Here is a 15,143-nt window from a genome sequence, read left to right as displayed (position 1 = left end):
GGTACTTCCCGGACACCCCGCCGGTTAGTGATTTTGCTGGGCCGGCAGGTCTCCTGACTGATGCGTCGTCGCCACGCTCCGGCCTTCCCGGGCAATGCCCAGTGGCGATGTGGAGCAGGCTCAGCACCTACAGTTGCGGGGGCAGTTCCGATTGGCGCAATGAACGCGCTTCGGATTCCCTATTAGTCCCGTGTGGGAACCGGCGCGGTATGGTAGTCGATCATGCCCGCAAGGGGGAGCCTGTCCACGCGCAATTGGCAGGCCGCCGGGGGTCTCTATCTGCGGATATAGGGTGTACCATCAGTCTCTGTTCATCAGATATTAGTCAGACATGCCCACGCTTAGCGAAGAGAGCCGCCGGATCGTAGCTTCTCTGGCGCACCGTGTTGGTCCGCAGGCTGACACTGCAAGCATCGCCGCGGCGGTTGTTTCGATTTTGCAGGATGTGGGCGCAGCACTGGCGCCCGTCATCGGCCAGCAAGGCGTTGCCGCGCTGTACCGTCGCAGCTTCCATCTGTGCGTCTCGACCCATCCACGCCTGGCCGCCACCTATGACAGTGTGCCGGCCGCGATGGACTTGATTGCCCTCAAATCCGTACTCGTCGAGCAGAACGAAACCGATGCGCTGTTTTTCGGTGAGGTGTTGCTGACTACCCTCTACGAGCTTCTGACCACGCTGATCGGGCCTTCACTCACCGCACGTCTGCTGGTTGGCGTGTGGCAGCCTTCTTCGAGCGACACCTCTTCGCAGGAAATTTCGCCATGAGCACCAAAGTGACTATCAACCGTCTGGCCACGGGTGTGCCAGGACTGGACGAGGTACTGGGCGGTGGCCTGCCGGAGTTTTCGTTCAACCTGATCGCCGGCCCGCCAGGCTGCGGCAAAACCACCCTCGCGCACCAGATGATGTTTGCGCTGGCCACGCCGGAGCGTCCGGCGCTGTTCTTTACCGTGCTCGGTGAGCCGCCGCTGAAGATGCTGCGCTATCAGCAGCAATTCGATTTTTTCGACGACGCCGCCATCAACCGGTCGATTCGTTATATCAACCTGGCCGACGACACCCTGGCGGGCGACCTGGACGAGGTATTGCGGCGCATTGTCAGCGAGGTCGAGGCGCATTCGCCGTCGCTGGTGTTTGTCGATTCCTTCCGCTCCGTGGTGCTGGCCAGTCAGACGCAGCACAACCCGAACAACAACCTGCCGCAGTTCATCCAGCAGTTGGGCATGTTGATGACCACGTGGCAGGCGACCACCTTCCTGATCGGCGAATATTTCACCGAGACGGACACTAATCCGATTTTCACCGTGGCCGATGGCCTGATCTGGCTGCGCCAGAGCGTTGAGCGCAATTCGATGGTGCGCAAGATGGAAATCATGAAGATGCGCGGCCAACCGACCTTGCCGGGGCTGCACACCTTTCGTATTGCCACCTCGGGGGTCAAGGTGTTCCCGCCGGCCGCCGTCAACCGTTTGGTTGAAGCGCCGTCGACGTTCCCGATCACCCGCCTGAAAATGGGCGTGCCGGCGCTTGATGAGATGCTCGGCGGCGGCCTGCCTCGTGGTTATTCGCTATTGGTGGCCGGCCCGTCGGGCTCGGGCAAGAGCATCCTGGCGGCGACCTTTCTGGCTGAAGGCGCGCGCAACGGCGAAACCGGGGTGATTGCGGCGTTCGAGCAACGGCCCAACCATTCGCAGAACCCTCAGTTGGCCGAGTTGATCAAGAGCGGGAAAGTCAGCCTGGTGGACAGCCGCGCGCCGGACCTGTCCATCGACGAAATCGTGCAACTGCTGCTCAGTGAAATCAGCCGGTTGAAAGCCACCCGTGTGGTGATTGACTCGCTGTCAGGCTTTGAGCTCGCGTTGGCGCCTACCTTCCGTGCGGATTTTCGCGAGTCGCTGTCACGCATGGTCACGGCGCTGACCGCCGTTGGGGTCAGCGTGTTGATGACCTCGGAGCTCGAAGACCGTTACACCGACCTGCGCTTCAGCCCTTATGGCACGGCGTTTCTGACCGACGCGATCATCGTGCAGCGCTATATCGAAGTACAAAGCCGGTTGCTGCGCATCATGGCCGTGGTCAAGGTGCGTGCCAGCGCCCACTCCGACCAACTGCGCCAGTACCACATCGACGATAACGGCCTGCAGATTCGCGACATGCTGCCGGAGCAGGAGGGGCTGTTGGGCGGCCGACCGACCCGGCAAGCTTCGGCGGAAACCAAACATGTGTGAGCCCGACTCGTGAGTGGCGGCGACGGCAAGCCTGACAGTGAGCTGACCACGGCGGCTCACGAACTGTTCCTCATTGGCCAAAAAACCGTTGAGGCGCGTACAGTGCTGGCCGCCCTGCAGCAGCAATTGACTGACGCCAGCAGCCGTCTGGTGGATACCCAGCACGTCGAGCAGGTGATCGAGGCCAATCAGCAGCTGGTGCTGGCGATCCTCCTTGCGCAGTCGGGCGCCGCAACCCCGCCGCCCCTGGAGGAACAACGCCTTTACCAGGAGCTTCGCGAGGCGAATGCGCAACTGGTAATCGCGGCGCTCAGTGCACAAGACTTGCAGGCCACGGCCGAGCGCGCGCTGGGCCAGCAGAAAAGCATCCTGGCGATGGTGGCGCATGAGCTGCGCAATCCATTGACGCCAATCAGCATGATCGCCGAGCGCATGGTTCGCCTGCCCAGCGACCAGTTGCCGCGCATGCGTGAGCTGATTGAAAGTCAGGTGCAGCATATTTCACAGTTGGTCGACGACTTGCTGGATGTGTCCCGCGTCAGCACGGGCAAGCTGCGCATCGAACGACGCGATGTGGACATCCTGCAAATCCTCAGAAGTGCCATTGATGCCTGCGGCCCGGTGATGCGGGCGAAGAAGCAGCAATTTGAGGCCCACCTGCCTGACGGCCAAGTGATGGTGAGCGGAGACCCTGGGCGCCTTGCGCAGATTCTGCATAACCTGCTGGCCAACGCAGCCAAGTACACGCCGGTTGGCGGCTCGATTGTGCTGGCTGTGACCGCGACGGACGCGCTGCGGATCAGCATTTGTGACAACGGTATTGGCGTTTCGGCCAAGGCGCTGCCGCTGATCTTTGACCCTTACGTGCAGGATGAACACGCCATCGGCTTCAACGGCTCGGGCCTGGGGATCGGGCTCACGGTGGTGCGCGAGCTGGTTGAAGCACATGGCGGCAAGGTCACCGCCAAAAGCGAGGGCAAGGGCAAGGGCAGTGAGTTTGTGGTGACGCTGCCGTTGTTGAGCGACTGACTCGCGTATTTGCGATCCAGCCACAGGGGCTACGCGTTGCAGAATTCACGCACGGCCACAAACACCGCAAATCAAAAGTGGGAGCTGGCTTGAGTGGGAGCGGGCTTGCTCGCGAATGCAGTCTGTCAGTCGACAAATTTGCCAACTGATACACCGCCTTCGCGAGCAAGCCCGCTCCCACAGTTGAAGGGTGTTGCCTGTTTTATTTGCGATCCAGCCACACGGTCTGCGCGTTGCAGAATTCACGCACACCCATCTACACCGCAAATCAAAGGTGGGAGCGGGCTTGCTCGCGAATGCAGTCTGTCAGTCGACAAATTTGCCAACTGATACACCGCCTTCGCGAGCAAGCCCGCTCCCACAGCTGAAGGGTGTTGCCTGTTTTATTTGCGATCCAGCCACACGGTCTGTGCATTGCAGAATTCACGCACGCCAAAGTGCGACAACTCCCGCCCGAACCCACTCTTTTTCACTCCACCAAACGCTACGCGCGGGTCGGACACGCTGAACGCGTTGACGAATACTGCGCCAGTTTCCAGCTGGTTGGTGATATCCCGTGCCTTCACCGCGTCGGTGGTGAAGACGCTCGCCGTCAGGCCGAATTCGCTGTCATTGGCCAGCGCTATCGCGTGGTCGGCATCCCGGGCGGTGATGATCGAGGCCACGGGGCCGAACAGTTCCTGTTTGAACGAGGTCATCTGGTCGGTGACGTCGGCCAGCACGGTCGGTTCGTAGTAGTTGCCGGCGCCGGCAACTTTGTTGCCGCCCAGCAGTAGGGTTGCGCCTTCTTCCAGCGTGGCCTGGACTTGGCCGTGCAGTTCGTCGCGCAGGTCGAAGCGGGCCATTGGGCCGACGTAAGTGCTGGTTTCGGTTGGGTCGCCCATCACCAAGGCGCGGCTGGCAGCGAGGAATTTGGCGGTAAAGGCTTGCACTACGCCTTCTTCGATGATCAGGCGCTTGGCGGCAGCGCAGACTTGGCCGCTGTTCTGGAAACGCCCGATCACGGCGGCCTGGACGGCGGCGTCGAGGTCGGCGTCGTTGAGCACGATGAACGGGTCGGAGCCGCCCAGTTCCAGCACGCATTTCTTCAGCGCGGCGCCGGCCTGGGAGCCGATGGCGGCGCCGGCGCGGACGCTGCCGGTGAGGGTGACCGCGGCGATGCGTGGGTCGGCGATGGCCTTGGACACGCCGTCGTTGGTCACGTTGACCACTTCAAACAGGCCATCGGCGAAACCGGCTTTTTGAAACGCCGCCTTCATCAGGTAGGCGCTGCCCATCACGTTGGGTGCATGTTTGAGCACGTAGGTGTTGCCGGCGAGCAGGGTCGGCACGGCGCCGCGCAGCACTTGCCAGACCGGGAAGTTCCACGGCATGACGGCGAGGATCGGGCCCAGTGGGCGGTATTCGATCTGGGCGCTGCCGTTGTCCACCAGCGTGGGTTCCGGGGCGAGCATGGCCGGGCCGTGGGCGGCATACCATTGGCTGAGTTGCGCGCATTTTTCGATTTCGGCACGGGCCTGGGCGATGGGTTTGCCCATTTCCAGGGTAATCATCTGCGCCATGTCTTCGGCCTGGTCACGCAAGGCACCGGCCAGGGCCAGCAGCAATTCGGCGCGCTGGCTCGCCGGTTGAAGGCGCCAGCTTTGGAAGGCATCCGTGGCGCGGTTAAGCGCCGCGTCCAACTGCGCCTCGGTTTCGTAAGGGTAGCTGCCGACTGTTTCGCCAGTGGCGGGGTTGATCGACAAGGCGTGAGTCTGGTGAGAGATAGCGTTCATGGCACCGTCCGGCTGAATGAGTGGATGGGTTCAGCCTACGGGGCTGCATGTTTTCTGGAAACTGAATAATATTAAGCAATACATTCACGATTGGAGAATGACTTGGACCTGGTGCAGCTGGAAATCTTCAAGGCCGTTGCCGAGCAAGGCAGCATCAGCGCCGCCGCGCAGTTGATTCATCGCGTGCCGTCGAACCTGACCACGCGTATCAAGCAACTGGAGCAGGACCTGGGCGTGGAGTTGTTTATCCGTGAGAAGAGTCGCCTGCGCCTGTCGCCGGCCGGGTGGAATTTCCTCGGCTACACGCGGCGCATTCTTGATCTGGTGCAAGAAGCCCGCGCCACGGTGGCGGGGGAGGAGCCCCAGGGCGCGTTTGCGCTGGGTTCGCTGGAGAGCACGGCGGCGGTGCGCATTCCGGCGTTGCTTGCGGCGTATAACCAGAAACACGCCAAGGTCGAGCTGGACCTGAGCACCGGGCCGTCCGGCACGATGATCGAGGGCGTGTTGTCGGGGCGCCTGGCGGCCGCGTTTGTCGACGGACCAGTGCTGCATGCCACGCTGGAAGGCGTGCCGGTGTTTGAGGAGGAGATGGTGGTCATTGCGCCGCTGCACCATGCGCCGATCACGCGCGGGCAGGATGTGGCGGGGGAGAGCATCTACACGTTTCGCTCGAACTGCTCGTATCGCCACCACTTCGAGCGCTGGTTCTCACAGGATGGCGCGGTGCCGGGCAAGATCTTTGAAATGGAGTCTTATCACGGCATGCTCGCCTGCGTCAGTGCCGGGGCCGGCCTGGCACTGATGCCGCGCAGCATGCTGGAGAGCATGCCGGGGTTTACGGCGGTGAGTGTGTGGCCGCTGAGCGACGCGTTCCGCCTCCTCAATACCTGGCTGATCTGGCGCCGGGGCACGGTGTCGCAGAGTTTGAACAGTTTTGTGAAGCTGTTGGAGGAGCGTGGTCTGGTAGCCACTTAGATCTAATGTGGGAGCTGGCTTGCCTGCGATAGCGGTGTATCAGCCAAGGCCGTGCAGGCTGGACTGACGTCATCGCAGGCAAGCCGGCTCCCACCTGTTCATCGTGTTTTCAACCGCCAAATTGCAGGGTGCCCATGGCGAGTTTTGCCATGATGGCCGTGGCGCCCAGTTGTACCAACCAAAGGGCCAGGCCACCGAGGAACACACCCAGTGCCACTTGCAGCACCAGGCTTTTCTGGCGCTTGGCTTGCGGCGCGCGCGGGGTGAAGTCATGCAGTTCGTCGCGGTCGGCGCGCAGGTCCAGGTCGTCGTTTCTCATAGGGCTCTCACAGCAAAGGGGCAGTTGGGGTTCAGTCTAGGGCTGGTCGCGGCAGGCAGCGAGGTTTTCTTCCTGTGGCAAGCGGGCTTGCCTCGCGTTGGGGGGGCGTCGCGGCCCCTTGTTCAGGCATCGGGTTCTTTCAGTAAGTTCACGGGGGGGCTTTATGGGGCTGCTTCGCAGCCCAACGCGGGGCAAGCCCGCTCGCCACGGGAGGCCTGCTGGCCATGGGAAGCCTGCGGGCCATAGGAGGCCTGTTTGCCACGGGAGGCGCGTTGGCTACAAAAAAGGGGAAGCCATTGAATGGCTTCCCCTTTGTCGCAACCGTTGCAGGTTTACAGCACCTGAACAATCGCCTGGGTCACTGCACCAATGTTCGACTGGTTCAGCGCCGCTACGCAAATGCGGCCAGTGTCGAGCGCGTAGATACCAAACTCGGTACGCAGGCGGGTGACTTGCTCCACGGTCAGGCCGGAGTAGGAGAACATCCCACGCTGGCGGCCGACGAAGCTGAAGTCGTGACCCGGGGCAGCCTTGGCCAGTTCAGCCACCATCTGCTCACGCATGCCGCGGATGCGCAGGCGCATTTCGGCCAGTTCTGCTTCCCACTGGGCACGCAGCTCAGGGTTGTTCAGCACCGCCGCCACAATCGCCGCGCCGTGGGTCGGCGGGTTGGAGTAGTTGGTGCGGATCACGCGTTTGACCTGGGACAGGATGCGCGCGCTTTCTTCCTTGGATTCGCTGACGATCGACAGCGCACCCACGCGTTCGCCGTACAGCGAGAACGATTTGGAGAACGAGCTGGACACAAAGAAGGTCAGGCCCGACTCAGCGAACAGGCGCACGGCGGCGGCATCTTCGTGAATGCCGTCGCCAAAGCCCTGGTAGGCCATGTCGAGGAACGGTACGAGGTTTTTCGCCTTGATCACGTCCAGCACGTTTTGCCAGTCGGCCGGGCTCAGGTCGACGCCGGTCGGGTTGTGGCAGCAGGCATGCAGCACCACGATGGACTGTGGCGGCAGGGCGTTGAGGTCTTCGAGCAGGCCGGCGCGGTTGACGTCGTGGGTGGCGGCGTCGTAATAGCGGTAGGTTTGCACCGGGAAGCCGGCTTTTTCGAACAGCGCCTGGTGGTTTTCCCAGCTAGGGTCGCTGATGGCAACCACGGCGTTGGGCAGCAGTTGCTTGAGGAAGTCTGCGCCGATCTTCAGCGCGCCGGTGCCGCCGACGGCTTGCGCGGTGATCACACGGCCAGCGCTCAGCAGGGGCGAGTCGGCGCCGAACAGCAGCTTTTGCACGGCCTGGTCGTAGGCAACGATACCGTCGATCGGCAAGTAGCCACGGGCGGCGTGTTGCGCCACGCGAATGGCTTCCGCTTCGGCAACGGCACGCAAGAGTGGAATCTTCCCCTCCTCGTTGCAGTAAACGCCCACGCCAAGGTTGACCTTGGTGGTTCGTGTGTCGGCGTTGAATGCTTCGTTGAGGCCCAGGATTGGATCGCGTGGTGCCATTTCGACAGCGGAGAACAGGCTCATTTTTGCGGCAGCTCTATGGGGGAATGGAGGGACGTGTCGCGCTCCAGCCGAATGCACTAGAGCGGTGCACAAACGGGGAGCTAGTATAGAGGCCATCCAGGCTCAGGGCGACAACCGAAACGGCTTTTCGGCCAAGTTTTTCGGTTTATTTGCCGACCGTTAGTCTTATTGCAACGTGGGGCGGCGACAGCAGGTAGGACGATTGCCTTGAAACCCGTCACATTTGCCTCCACTTCTACAGCTATCATGGTTTTTTCCTGCAACCTGCGTTGACTATTCGCGGGTTGCTGAGCTTTTTCGTCCCTGGCGGTTTCGAGTCTGGGGTGACTACACGAGGTACGTTATGTCGGATTTCCAGCTCGTCACCCGCTTTGAACCCGCCGGCGATCAACCCGAAGCCATTCGCCTGATGGTTGAAGGCATTGAAGCCGGCCTGGCGCACCAGACGCTGCTTGGGGTGACCGGTTCAGGCAAGACCTTCAGCATTGCCAATGTGATTGCGCAGACCAATCGCCCGACCCTGGTGCTGGCGCCGAACAAAACCCTGGCCGCCCAGCTGTATGGCGAGTTCAAGGCGTTTTTCCCGAACAACGCGGTGGAATACTTCGTTTCCTACTACGATTACTACCAGCCCGAAGCCTACGTGCCATCCTCTGACACCTTCATCGAGAAGGACGCGTCGATCAACGACCACATCGAGCAGATGCGGTTGTCGGCGACCAAGGCGCTGCTGGAACGCAAAGACGCGATCATCGTCACCACGGTGTCGTGCATCTACGGCCTGGGCAGCCCCGAAACCTATTTGAAGATGGTGCTGCACGTTGATCGCGGCGACAAACTCGACCAGCGCGAGCTGCTGCGGCGCCTGACGAGCTTGCAGTACACCCGCAATGACATGGATTTCGCCCGCGCCACCTTCCGTGTGCGCGGCGATGTGATCGACATCTACCCGGCCGAATCCGACCTCGAAGCCATCCGCATCGAGCTGTTCGACGACGAAGTCGAGAGCCTGTCGGCCTTCGACCCGTTGACCGGCGAGGTGATTCGCAAGCTGCCACGCTTCACCTTCTACCCGAAAAGCCACTACGTAACGCCGCGCGAAACGCTGATGGGCGCGATCGAGGGCATTAAGGCCGAGCTGGTCGAGCGCCTGGACTACCTGCGCGCCAACAACAAGCTGGTGGAAGCCCAGCGCCTGGAGCAGCGCACGCGGTTCGACCTGGAAATGATCCTGGAGCTGGGTTACTGCAACGGCATCGAAAATTACTCGCGCTACCTCTCGGGTCGCGAATCCGGGCAGGCGCCGCCCACCTTGTTCGATTACCTGCCGGACGACGCCTTGCTGGTGATCGACGAATCCCACGTCAGCGTGCCGCAGGTGGGCGCGATGTACAAAGGTGACCGCTCGCGTAAGGAAACCCTGGTGGAATACGGTTTTCGCCTGCCGTCGGCACTGGACAACCGGCCGATGCGTTTCGACGAGTTTGAAAGTATCAGCCCGCAGACGATTTTCGTCTCGGCCACACCGGGTAACTACGAAGCCGAACATGCGGGCCGCGTGATTGAGCAACTGGTGCGCCCGACCGGTCTTGTCGACCCGCAAATCGAAATCCGCCCGGCGCTGACCCAGGTCGATGACTTGCTCTCGGAAATCACCAAGCGCGTGGCCCTGGAGGAGCGGGTGCTGGTCACCACGCTGACCAAGCGCATGTCCGAAGACTTGACCGACTACCTGGCCGACCACGGCGTGCGCGTGCGCTATTTGCACTCGGACATCGACACCGTGGAGCGCGTCGAGATTATCCGCGACCTGCGTCTGGGCACCTTTGATGTGCTGGTGGGCATCAACCTGTTGCGTGAAGGGTTGGACATGCCGGAGGTGTCGCTGGTGGCGATTCTGGACGCCGACAAGGAAGGCTTCCTGCGCTCCGAGCGCTCGCTGATCCAGACCATCGGCCGGGCGGCGCGTAACCTCAATGGCCGGGCGATTCTGTACGCGGACCGTATCACCGGCTCCATGGAGCGCGCGATTGGCGAGACCGAACGCCGCCGTGACAAGCAGATCGCCTTCAACCTGGAGAATGGCATTATCCCCAAAGGCGTGTTCAAGGACGTCGCCGACATCATGGAAGGCGCCACCGTGCCGGGCTCGCGCAGCAAGAAGCGCAAAGGCATGGCCAAGGCCGCCGAAGAAAGCGCCAAGTACGAGAATGAATTGCGCTCGCCGAGTGAGATCACCAAGCGTATCCGGCAGTTGGAAGAGAAGATGTACCAGCTGGCGCGCGATCTTGAGTTTGAAGCGGCGGCGCAGATGCGCGATGAGATCGGCAAGTTGCGCGAGCGGTTGTTGGCTGTTTGATTTGCGGTGAATGAGCGGGCCTCATCGGGGGCAAGCCCCCTCCCACACGTTGGCGTGTGAACGCCGTCAAATGTGGGAGGGGGCTTGCCCCCGATGGCCGCGCCTCGGTTTTCCAGAAATCCCCCAGGCTGTTACCATTCGCCCCTTGTTTCAATTTTCAGTTATATCGCCCATTCGAGACCTGCCATGACCACCGTCCGCACGCGCATTGCGCCATCGCCTACTGGGGATCCCCACGTCGGCACTGCTTACATCGCCCTGTTCAACTACTGCTTTGCCAAGCAGCACGGCGGTGAATTCATCCTGCGGATCGAAGACACCGATCAACTGCGTTCGACCCGTGAGTCGGAACAGCAGATTTTTGATGCCTTGCGCTGGTTGGGCATCACCTGGGCCGAAGGCCCGGACGTCGGTGGCCCGCACGGCCCGTATCGCCAGAGCGAGCGCAGCGACATCTACAAACAGTACACCCAGCAATTGGTCGACATGGGCCATGCGTTCCCGTGCTTCTGCACGGCCGAAGAGCTGGACCAGATGCGTGCCGAGCAACAGGCCCGTGGCGAAACCCCGCGTTACGACGGCCGTGCGCTGCTGCTATCCAAAGAAGAAGTGGCCCAGCGCCTGGCTGCCGGTGAACCTCACGTGATTCGCATGAAAGTGCCGAGCGAAGGCGTGTGCGTGGTGCCGGACATGCTGCGCGGTGACGTCGAGATTCCGTGGGACCGCATGGACATGCAGGTGCTGATGAAGACCGACGGCCTGCCGACGTACTTCCTGGCCAACGTGGTCGACGACCACCTGATGGGCATCACCCACGTGCTGCGCGGCGAAGAATGGCTGCCGTCGGCGCCCAAACTGATCCTGCTCTACGAATACTTCGGCTGGGAACAGCCGCAGTTGTGCTACATGCCGCTGCTGCGTAACCCGGACAAGAGCAAGCTGTCCAAGCGCAAGAACCCGACCTCGGTGACGTTCTACGAGCGCATGGGCTTTATGCCCGAAGCGATGCTCAACTACCTGGGCCGCATGGGCTGGTCGATGCCGGACGAGCGTGAGAAGTTCTCTCTGCAGGAAATGGTCGATAACTTCGACCTGTCGCGCGTATCCCTGGGCGGGCCGATTTTCGATATCGAGAAGCTGTCATGGCTCAACGGCCAATGGCTGCGCGACCTGCCGGTGGAAGAGTTCGCCAGCCGCGTGCAGCAATGGGCGCTGAACCCCGAGTACATGATGAAGATCGCGCCGTTGGTGCAGGGCAGGGTGGAGACGTTCAGCCAGGTGGCTCCATTGGCCAGCTTCTTCTTTGCCGGTGGCGTGAACCCGGATGCCAAGCTGTTCGAGTCCAAGAAACTCTCGGGCGATCAGGTTCGCCAGCTGATGCAGTTGATCCTGTGGAAGCTCGAAAGCCTGCGTCAGTGGGAGAAGGATGCAATCACTGCGACGATTCAGGCGGTGGTCGAGTCCCTTGAGCTGAAACTGCGCGATGCCATGCCACTGATGTTTGCCGCGATTACCGGGCAGGCCAGTTCGGTGTCGGTACTGGATGCGATGGAAATCCTCGGCCCGGACCTGACGCGTTTCCGTCTGCGCCAAGCCCTTGATTTGCTTGGTGGTGTGTCGAAGAAAGAAAACAAAGAGTGGGAAAAGCTGCTGGGCGCTATCGCTTAAGTCGGCTGTTGTAACGACGAAACCCCGGTTTTCCGGGGTTTCGTCGGTAAGTGATTGTTATCCCGGCAAAAAATTTTGGAAATAGTTGAAAATAAATTTGACACGTTTCCAAACCGCCATTAAGATTCGCCCCGTCCTCACCGATGAGGGGCTATAGCTCAGCTGGGAGAGCGCTTGCATGGCATGCAAGAGGTCAACGGTTCGATCCCGTTTAGCTCCACCAATTTACAGGTTCAAGGTCTGGCCACACCGTCCTTGAATTGATCAGTTCTCAGCGCTGATCAGATGTACAGAAGGTTTTGTCCCCTTCGTCTAGTGGCCTAGGACACCGCCCTTTCACGGCGGTAACAGGGGTTCGAGTCCCCTAGGGGACGCCAGTTTCAACAAGCAGCTCGAAAGGTCTGCTGCGCCGCGAGGCGAAAAATCCGGGGCTATAGCTCAGCTGGGAGAGCGCTTGCATGGCATGCAAGAGGTCAACGGTTCGATCCCGTTTAGCTCCACCAATTTACAGGTTCAAGGTCTGGCCACACCGTCCTTGAATCGATCAGCTCTCAGCGCTGGTCAGTTGTATAGAAGGTTTGTGTCCCCTTCGTCTAGTGGCCTAGGACACCGCCCTTTCACGGCGGTAACAGGGGTTCGAGTCCCCTAGGGGACGCCACGATTACCCGCTCTGCGGGATTTTTAAGGGTCATTCAATTATTGAATGGCCCTTTTGTTTGTCTGGCGTTTGGGTTTTTCCCGCGGCCGTTTACGGCATCCTGCGTAACCCATTGGCGGTGCACAGGGATTCGTTGATGCGCGCCAGTTCCTTTTGCCGATCAACCTGCGGACCTCTGTTCTGGGCGTCCTCCAGTGCGACGTTGCACATTTCGACGCGAATGCCGGGCAAGCGTGAAATCGCAAGCCGTGTGTTTGGAAAGCGCAGCAGGATGTCCTCCATGAACTGCCTGAACAGCACGCAGCATTGCCGGCACGGTGAGTTGTTGAGGCTCACCACGATCTCCTGATACCCCGCATCGAACACCCAGTCATTGGCGCACAGGGCCTCCAGGAAGTTGGCCTCGGCATGCCCGTCGGCGTCGTTGAAGAATTTGCCGAACGGCTGGTTGCCCACGCCTTCGCCTTCAACCTTTGAAGTTGGCGGTGTATTCGTTGGCGAACACGTAGGGGGGGCTTCTGCGGCGACCCACGCGCAGTTCTGGTTTTGCTGCCGCCAGGCCATGACGTTCTCTGCGATGTGCAGTTCATTGCACTAAGAACGCCTGGGGCGGGCGGTTTATTCCTTTGATGTGATCTGTGCTGCTCGGACGAGCGGTCATGCGGGTGGCTTGCGAAATATTATTATGGTAATAATATTCAACCCATGAGAGACGGAGGCAACGATGAGCGATAAAAAAGCGCAAACCCGCGAACGCATTTTGCAGGCTGCCAGCGCGGCGTTGATCCAGCGCGGCCCGGCCGAACCGAGTGTCGGCGAAGTCATGGGCGCGGCGGGGCTTACGGTCGGCGGCTTCTACGCGCACTTTGAAAGCAAGGACGCGTTGATGCTGGAGGCCTTCACCCAGTTGCTCGCCCGGCGGCGCGCGTCGATTGACGACATGGACGCGCAACTCACCGGTGAGGAGCGCAGAGGCCTGGTGGCGGCGTTTTATCTGTCGCGCAAGCACCGTGACTCCACGGACCAGGCCTGCCCGATACCCGCCACTGTGGGCGAGATGAGCCGCTTGCCGGATGAGTTTCGCCAGGCACTCAACGAGCATACGGAGCTGATGGCCGCGCAATTGGCTGCCAGCCCGGAGGACACCGACAAAGCCCTGGCGGATATGGCCTTGATGATCGGCGGCCTGGCCTTGGCCCGCGCGCTCGGGCCGGGCGAGTTGTCGGACCGCGTGTTGCGCGCGGCCAAATCGGCGGTGCGCTGAAAAAGGAGTCGCCTGATGGGCGCATTAACCTGGATTCGAGGCTTCAATGGCACCGTCGGCCGCGTGGCGCCGCACCTGGTGGCCAGCAAGTTGCGTCGTACCTTCATGACGCCACGCAACCTGCCGCCGCGCGACTGGGAGTTGCCGCTGCTGGCGCAATCGGAGCGCATCACCTTGCGTTTCGGCCTGTCGGCGTTGCGTTGGGGCCAGGGCCCCGCCGTGCTGCTGATGCACGGCTGGGAAGGGCGCCCCACACAGTTCGCCAGCCTGATCACGGCGTTGGTGGATGACGGCTATTCGGTGATTGCCCTCGACGGTCCGGCCCACGGCCGTTCACCGGGGCGCGAGGCGCATGTGCTGCTGTTCGCCCGCGCCATGCTCGAAGCTGCCGCCGAGTTGCCGCCGTTGCACGCGGTAGTGGGGCATTCCATGGGCGGTGCCAGCGCGATGCTGGCGGTTCAGCTGGGCCTGCGTACCGAGGCGCTGGTGAGCATTGCGGCGCCTTCGCGCTTTCTCGACGTGCTGCGCGGTTTTGCCGGCATGGTCGGGTTGCCGCCACGGGCGCGCTCGGCGTTTATCCAGGAAGTCGAATTAACCTTCGGCATGCCGCTCAAACACCTGGACGTGGCTCACTACCAGCTCAATATCCCCGGTTTGATCGTGCACGCCGAAGACGACACTTTTGTCCCGGTCAAAGCCTCGCAAGCTATTCACGAGGCCTGGTTCGACAGCCGCCTGTTGCGCCTGGAACAAGGCGGGCACCAGAAAGTGCTGGCCGATCCGCGGGTGATCGAGGGTGTGCTTGCCCTGTTGGCCGGCCGCCGTCTACAGGCGCGGCAAACGGCCTGATACACTGCCCCGCCGACATCAATCGACTGGAGCAAGGCATGGGCTGGGACTTGGCAACGCCATTTATCATCGATCTACAGGTTGGCGCTGAAGACATCGACGGCCTCGGGCACGCCAACAATGCGGTGTATGTGTCGTGGCTGGAGCGTTGCGCCTGGCGCCATTCCCAGCGCCTGGGGCTGGACCTTACCGAGTACCGCCGGCTCGACCGCGCCATGGCCGTGGTGCGCCATGAGATCGACTACCTGGCGGCCGGCTACGAAGGTGATGAGCTGCAGCTGGCGACCTGGATCGTCGACTGGGACCAGCGCCTGAAGATGACCCGTCGTTTCCAACTGGTCCGTCCTCGCGACGGCGCGACCTTGCTGCGCGCGCATACCACGTTTGTCTGCATCGAACTCTCCACGGGCAAGCCCAAGCGTATGCCGGCCGAATTTCTCGACGGCTACGGTCCCGCGCTGACAGGGGGTTAACGTTTCTTGCAGGAAA

At 61.4% G+C, this 15,143-nt stretch carries 13 protein-coding genes, 4 tRNA genes and 1 riboswitch; of the genes, 13 read left to right on the top strand and 4 right to left on the bottom strand.

The features are described from left to right. Positions 1 to 26 precede the first annotated feature (26 nt). Positions 27 to 219: riboswitch (cobalamin riboswitch) on the bottom strand. A gap of 112 nt (positions 220 to 331) precedes the next feature. The 3 genes from ACP7B3_RS05100 to ACP7B3_RS05090 are packed head-to-tail and all read left to right on the top strand — an operon-like array spanning position 332 to position 3,258. After that, complete coding sequence (locus ACP7B3_RS05100) at positions 332 to 766, top strand: hypothetical protein (protein WP_256676531.1); 435 nt, start codon at positions 332 to 334, stop codon at positions 764 to 766. Next, on the top strand, positions 763 to 2,229 hold the full coding sequence (locus ACP7B3_RS05095; protein ID WP_426178248.1) for an RAD55 family ATPase: 1,467 nt from the start codon (positions 763 to 765) through the stop codon (positions 2,227 to 2,229). The genes ACP7B3_RS05100 and ACP7B3_RS05095 overlap by 4 nt, the downstream gene beginning before the upstream one ends. 9 nt (positions 2,230 to 2,238) lie before the next feature. Then, positions 2,239 to 3,258 carry a sensor histidine kinase gene (locus ACP7B3_RS05090; protein WP_426178246.1) on the top strand — a complete coding sequence of 340 codons (1,020 nt, stop codon included), beginning with the start codon at positions 2,239 to 2,241 and terminating at the stop codon, positions 3,256 to 3,258. Positions 3,259 to 3,641: 383 nt separating this feature from the next. Here ACP7B3_RS05090 and ACP7B3_RS05085 read toward each other — a convergent pair whose 3' ends face one another. Next, positions 3,642 to 5,033 carry an aldehyde dehydrogenase family protein gene (locus ACP7B3_RS05085; RefSeq protein WP_426178244.1) on the bottom strand — a complete coding sequence of 464 codons (1,392 nt, stop codon included), beginning with the start codon at positions 5,031 to 5,033 and terminating at the stop codon, positions 3,642 to 3,644. Between the two features lie 102 nt (positions 5,034 to 5,135). On the opposite strand from ACP7B3_RS05085, the gene ptrR reads away from it, so the two are divergent. Next, positions 5,136 to 6,008 (top strand): putrescine utilization regulator PtrR, encoded by an 873-nt coding sequence (ptrR, locus tag ACP7B3_RS05080; RefSeq protein WP_404483756.1) that lies wholly within the window; start codon positions 5,136 to 5,138, stop codon positions 6,006 to 6,008. Between the two features lie 109 nt (positions 6,009 to 6,117). Here ptrR and ACP7B3_RS05075 read toward each other — a convergent pair whose 3' ends face one another. Further along, positions 6,118 to 6,327: a hypothetical protein gene (locus ACP7B3_RS05075; protein WP_078738148.1), complete on the bottom strand. Its 210-nt coding sequence runs from the start codon at positions 6,325 to 6,327 to the stop codon at positions 6,118 to 6,120. 332 nt (positions 6,328 to 6,659) lie between these two features. After that, on the bottom strand, positions 6,660 to 7,856 hold the full coding sequence (locus ACP7B3_RS05070; protein WP_262210388.1) for an amino acid aminotransferase: 1,197 nt from the start codon (positions 7,854 to 7,856) through the stop codon (positions 6,660 to 6,662). A gap of 343 nt (positions 7,857 to 8,199) precedes the next feature. Between ACP7B3_RS05070 and uvrB the strand changes: the two genes are divergently transcribed. From uvrB to ACP7B3_RS05040, 6 genes are all read left to right on the top strand, one after another. Further along, positions 8,200 to 10,215: an excinuclease ABC subunit UvrB gene (gene uvrB / locus ACP7B3_RS05065; RefSeq protein WP_124418047.1), complete on the top strand. Its 2,016-nt coding sequence runs from the start codon at positions 8,200 to 8,202 to the stop codon at positions 10,213 to 10,215. A 186-nt stretch (positions 10,216 to 10,401) separates the two neighbouring features. Continuing rightward, a complete protein-coding gene (gene gltX, locus ACP7B3_RS05060) occupies positions 10,402 to 11,883 on the top strand; it encodes a glutamate--tRNA ligase (protein ID WP_053128828.1) in 1,482 nt (493 codons plus the stop codon). 147 nt (positions 11,884 to 12,030) lie between these two features. After that, positions 12,031 to 12,106, top strand: a tRNA-Ala gene (locus tag ACP7B3_RS05055). A 78-nt stretch (positions 12,107 to 12,184) separates the two neighbouring features. Then, positions 12,185 to 12,260 (top strand) — tRNA-Glu (locus ACP7B3_RS05050). A gap of 50 nt (positions 12,261 to 12,310) precedes the next feature. Beyond that, positions 12,311 to 12,386: transfer RNA gene (locus tag ACP7B3_RS05045), tRNA-Ala, on the top strand. A 79-nt stretch (positions 12,387 to 12,465) separates the two neighbouring features. Next, positions 12,466 to 12,541: transfer RNA gene (locus tag ACP7B3_RS05040), tRNA-Glu, on the top strand. A gap of 90 nt (positions 12,542 to 12,631) precedes the next feature. Here the strand turns inward: ACP7B3_RS05040 and ACP7B3_RS05035 are convergent. Next, positions 12,632 to 12,997: a hypothetical protein gene (locus ACP7B3_RS05035; protein ID WP_416362993.1), complete on the bottom strand. Its 366-nt coding sequence runs from the start codon at positions 12,995 to 12,997 to the stop codon at positions 12,632 to 12,634. Positions 12,998 to 13,265: 268 nt separating this feature from the next. Here ACP7B3_RS05035 and ACP7B3_RS05030 point away from each other — a divergent pair, with 268 nt between their 5' ends. Genes ACP7B3_RS05030 through ACP7B3_RS05020 form a run of 3 tightly spaced genes read left to right on the top strand, consistent with a single transcriptional unit; the run spans position 13,266 to position 15,127 of the window. After that, complete coding sequence (locus tag ACP7B3_RS05030; protein WP_083357717.1) at positions 13,266 to 13,805, top strand: TetR/AcrR family transcriptional regulator; 540 nt, start codon at positions 13,266 to 13,268, stop codon at positions 13,803 to 13,805. Between the two features lie 15 nt (positions 13,806 to 13,820). Further along, complete coding sequence (locus tag ACP7B3_RS05025; protein WP_242195227.1) at positions 13,821 to 14,654, top strand: alpha/beta hydrolase; 834 nt, start codon at positions 13,821 to 13,823, stop codon at positions 14,652 to 14,654. 38 nt (positions 14,655 to 14,692) lie between these two features. Beyond that, positions 14,693 to 15,127 carry an acyl-CoA thioesterase gene (locus tag ACP7B3_RS05020; RefSeq protein ID WP_106576673.1) on the top strand — a complete coding sequence of 145 codons (435 nt, stop codon included), beginning with the start codon at positions 14,693 to 14,695 and terminating at the stop codon, positions 15,125 to 15,127. The last annotated feature ends 16 nt before the right edge of the window (positions 15,128 to 15,143 follow it).

It is taken from the genome of Pseudomonas sp. TWRC1-2 (assembly GCF_049896685.1).
Taxonomy (GTDB): Bacteria; Pseudomonadota; Gammaproteobacteria; order Pseudomonadales; family Pseudomonadaceae; genus Aquipseudomonas.
This window is presented reverse-complemented; position numbering and strand designations above follow the sequence as displayed.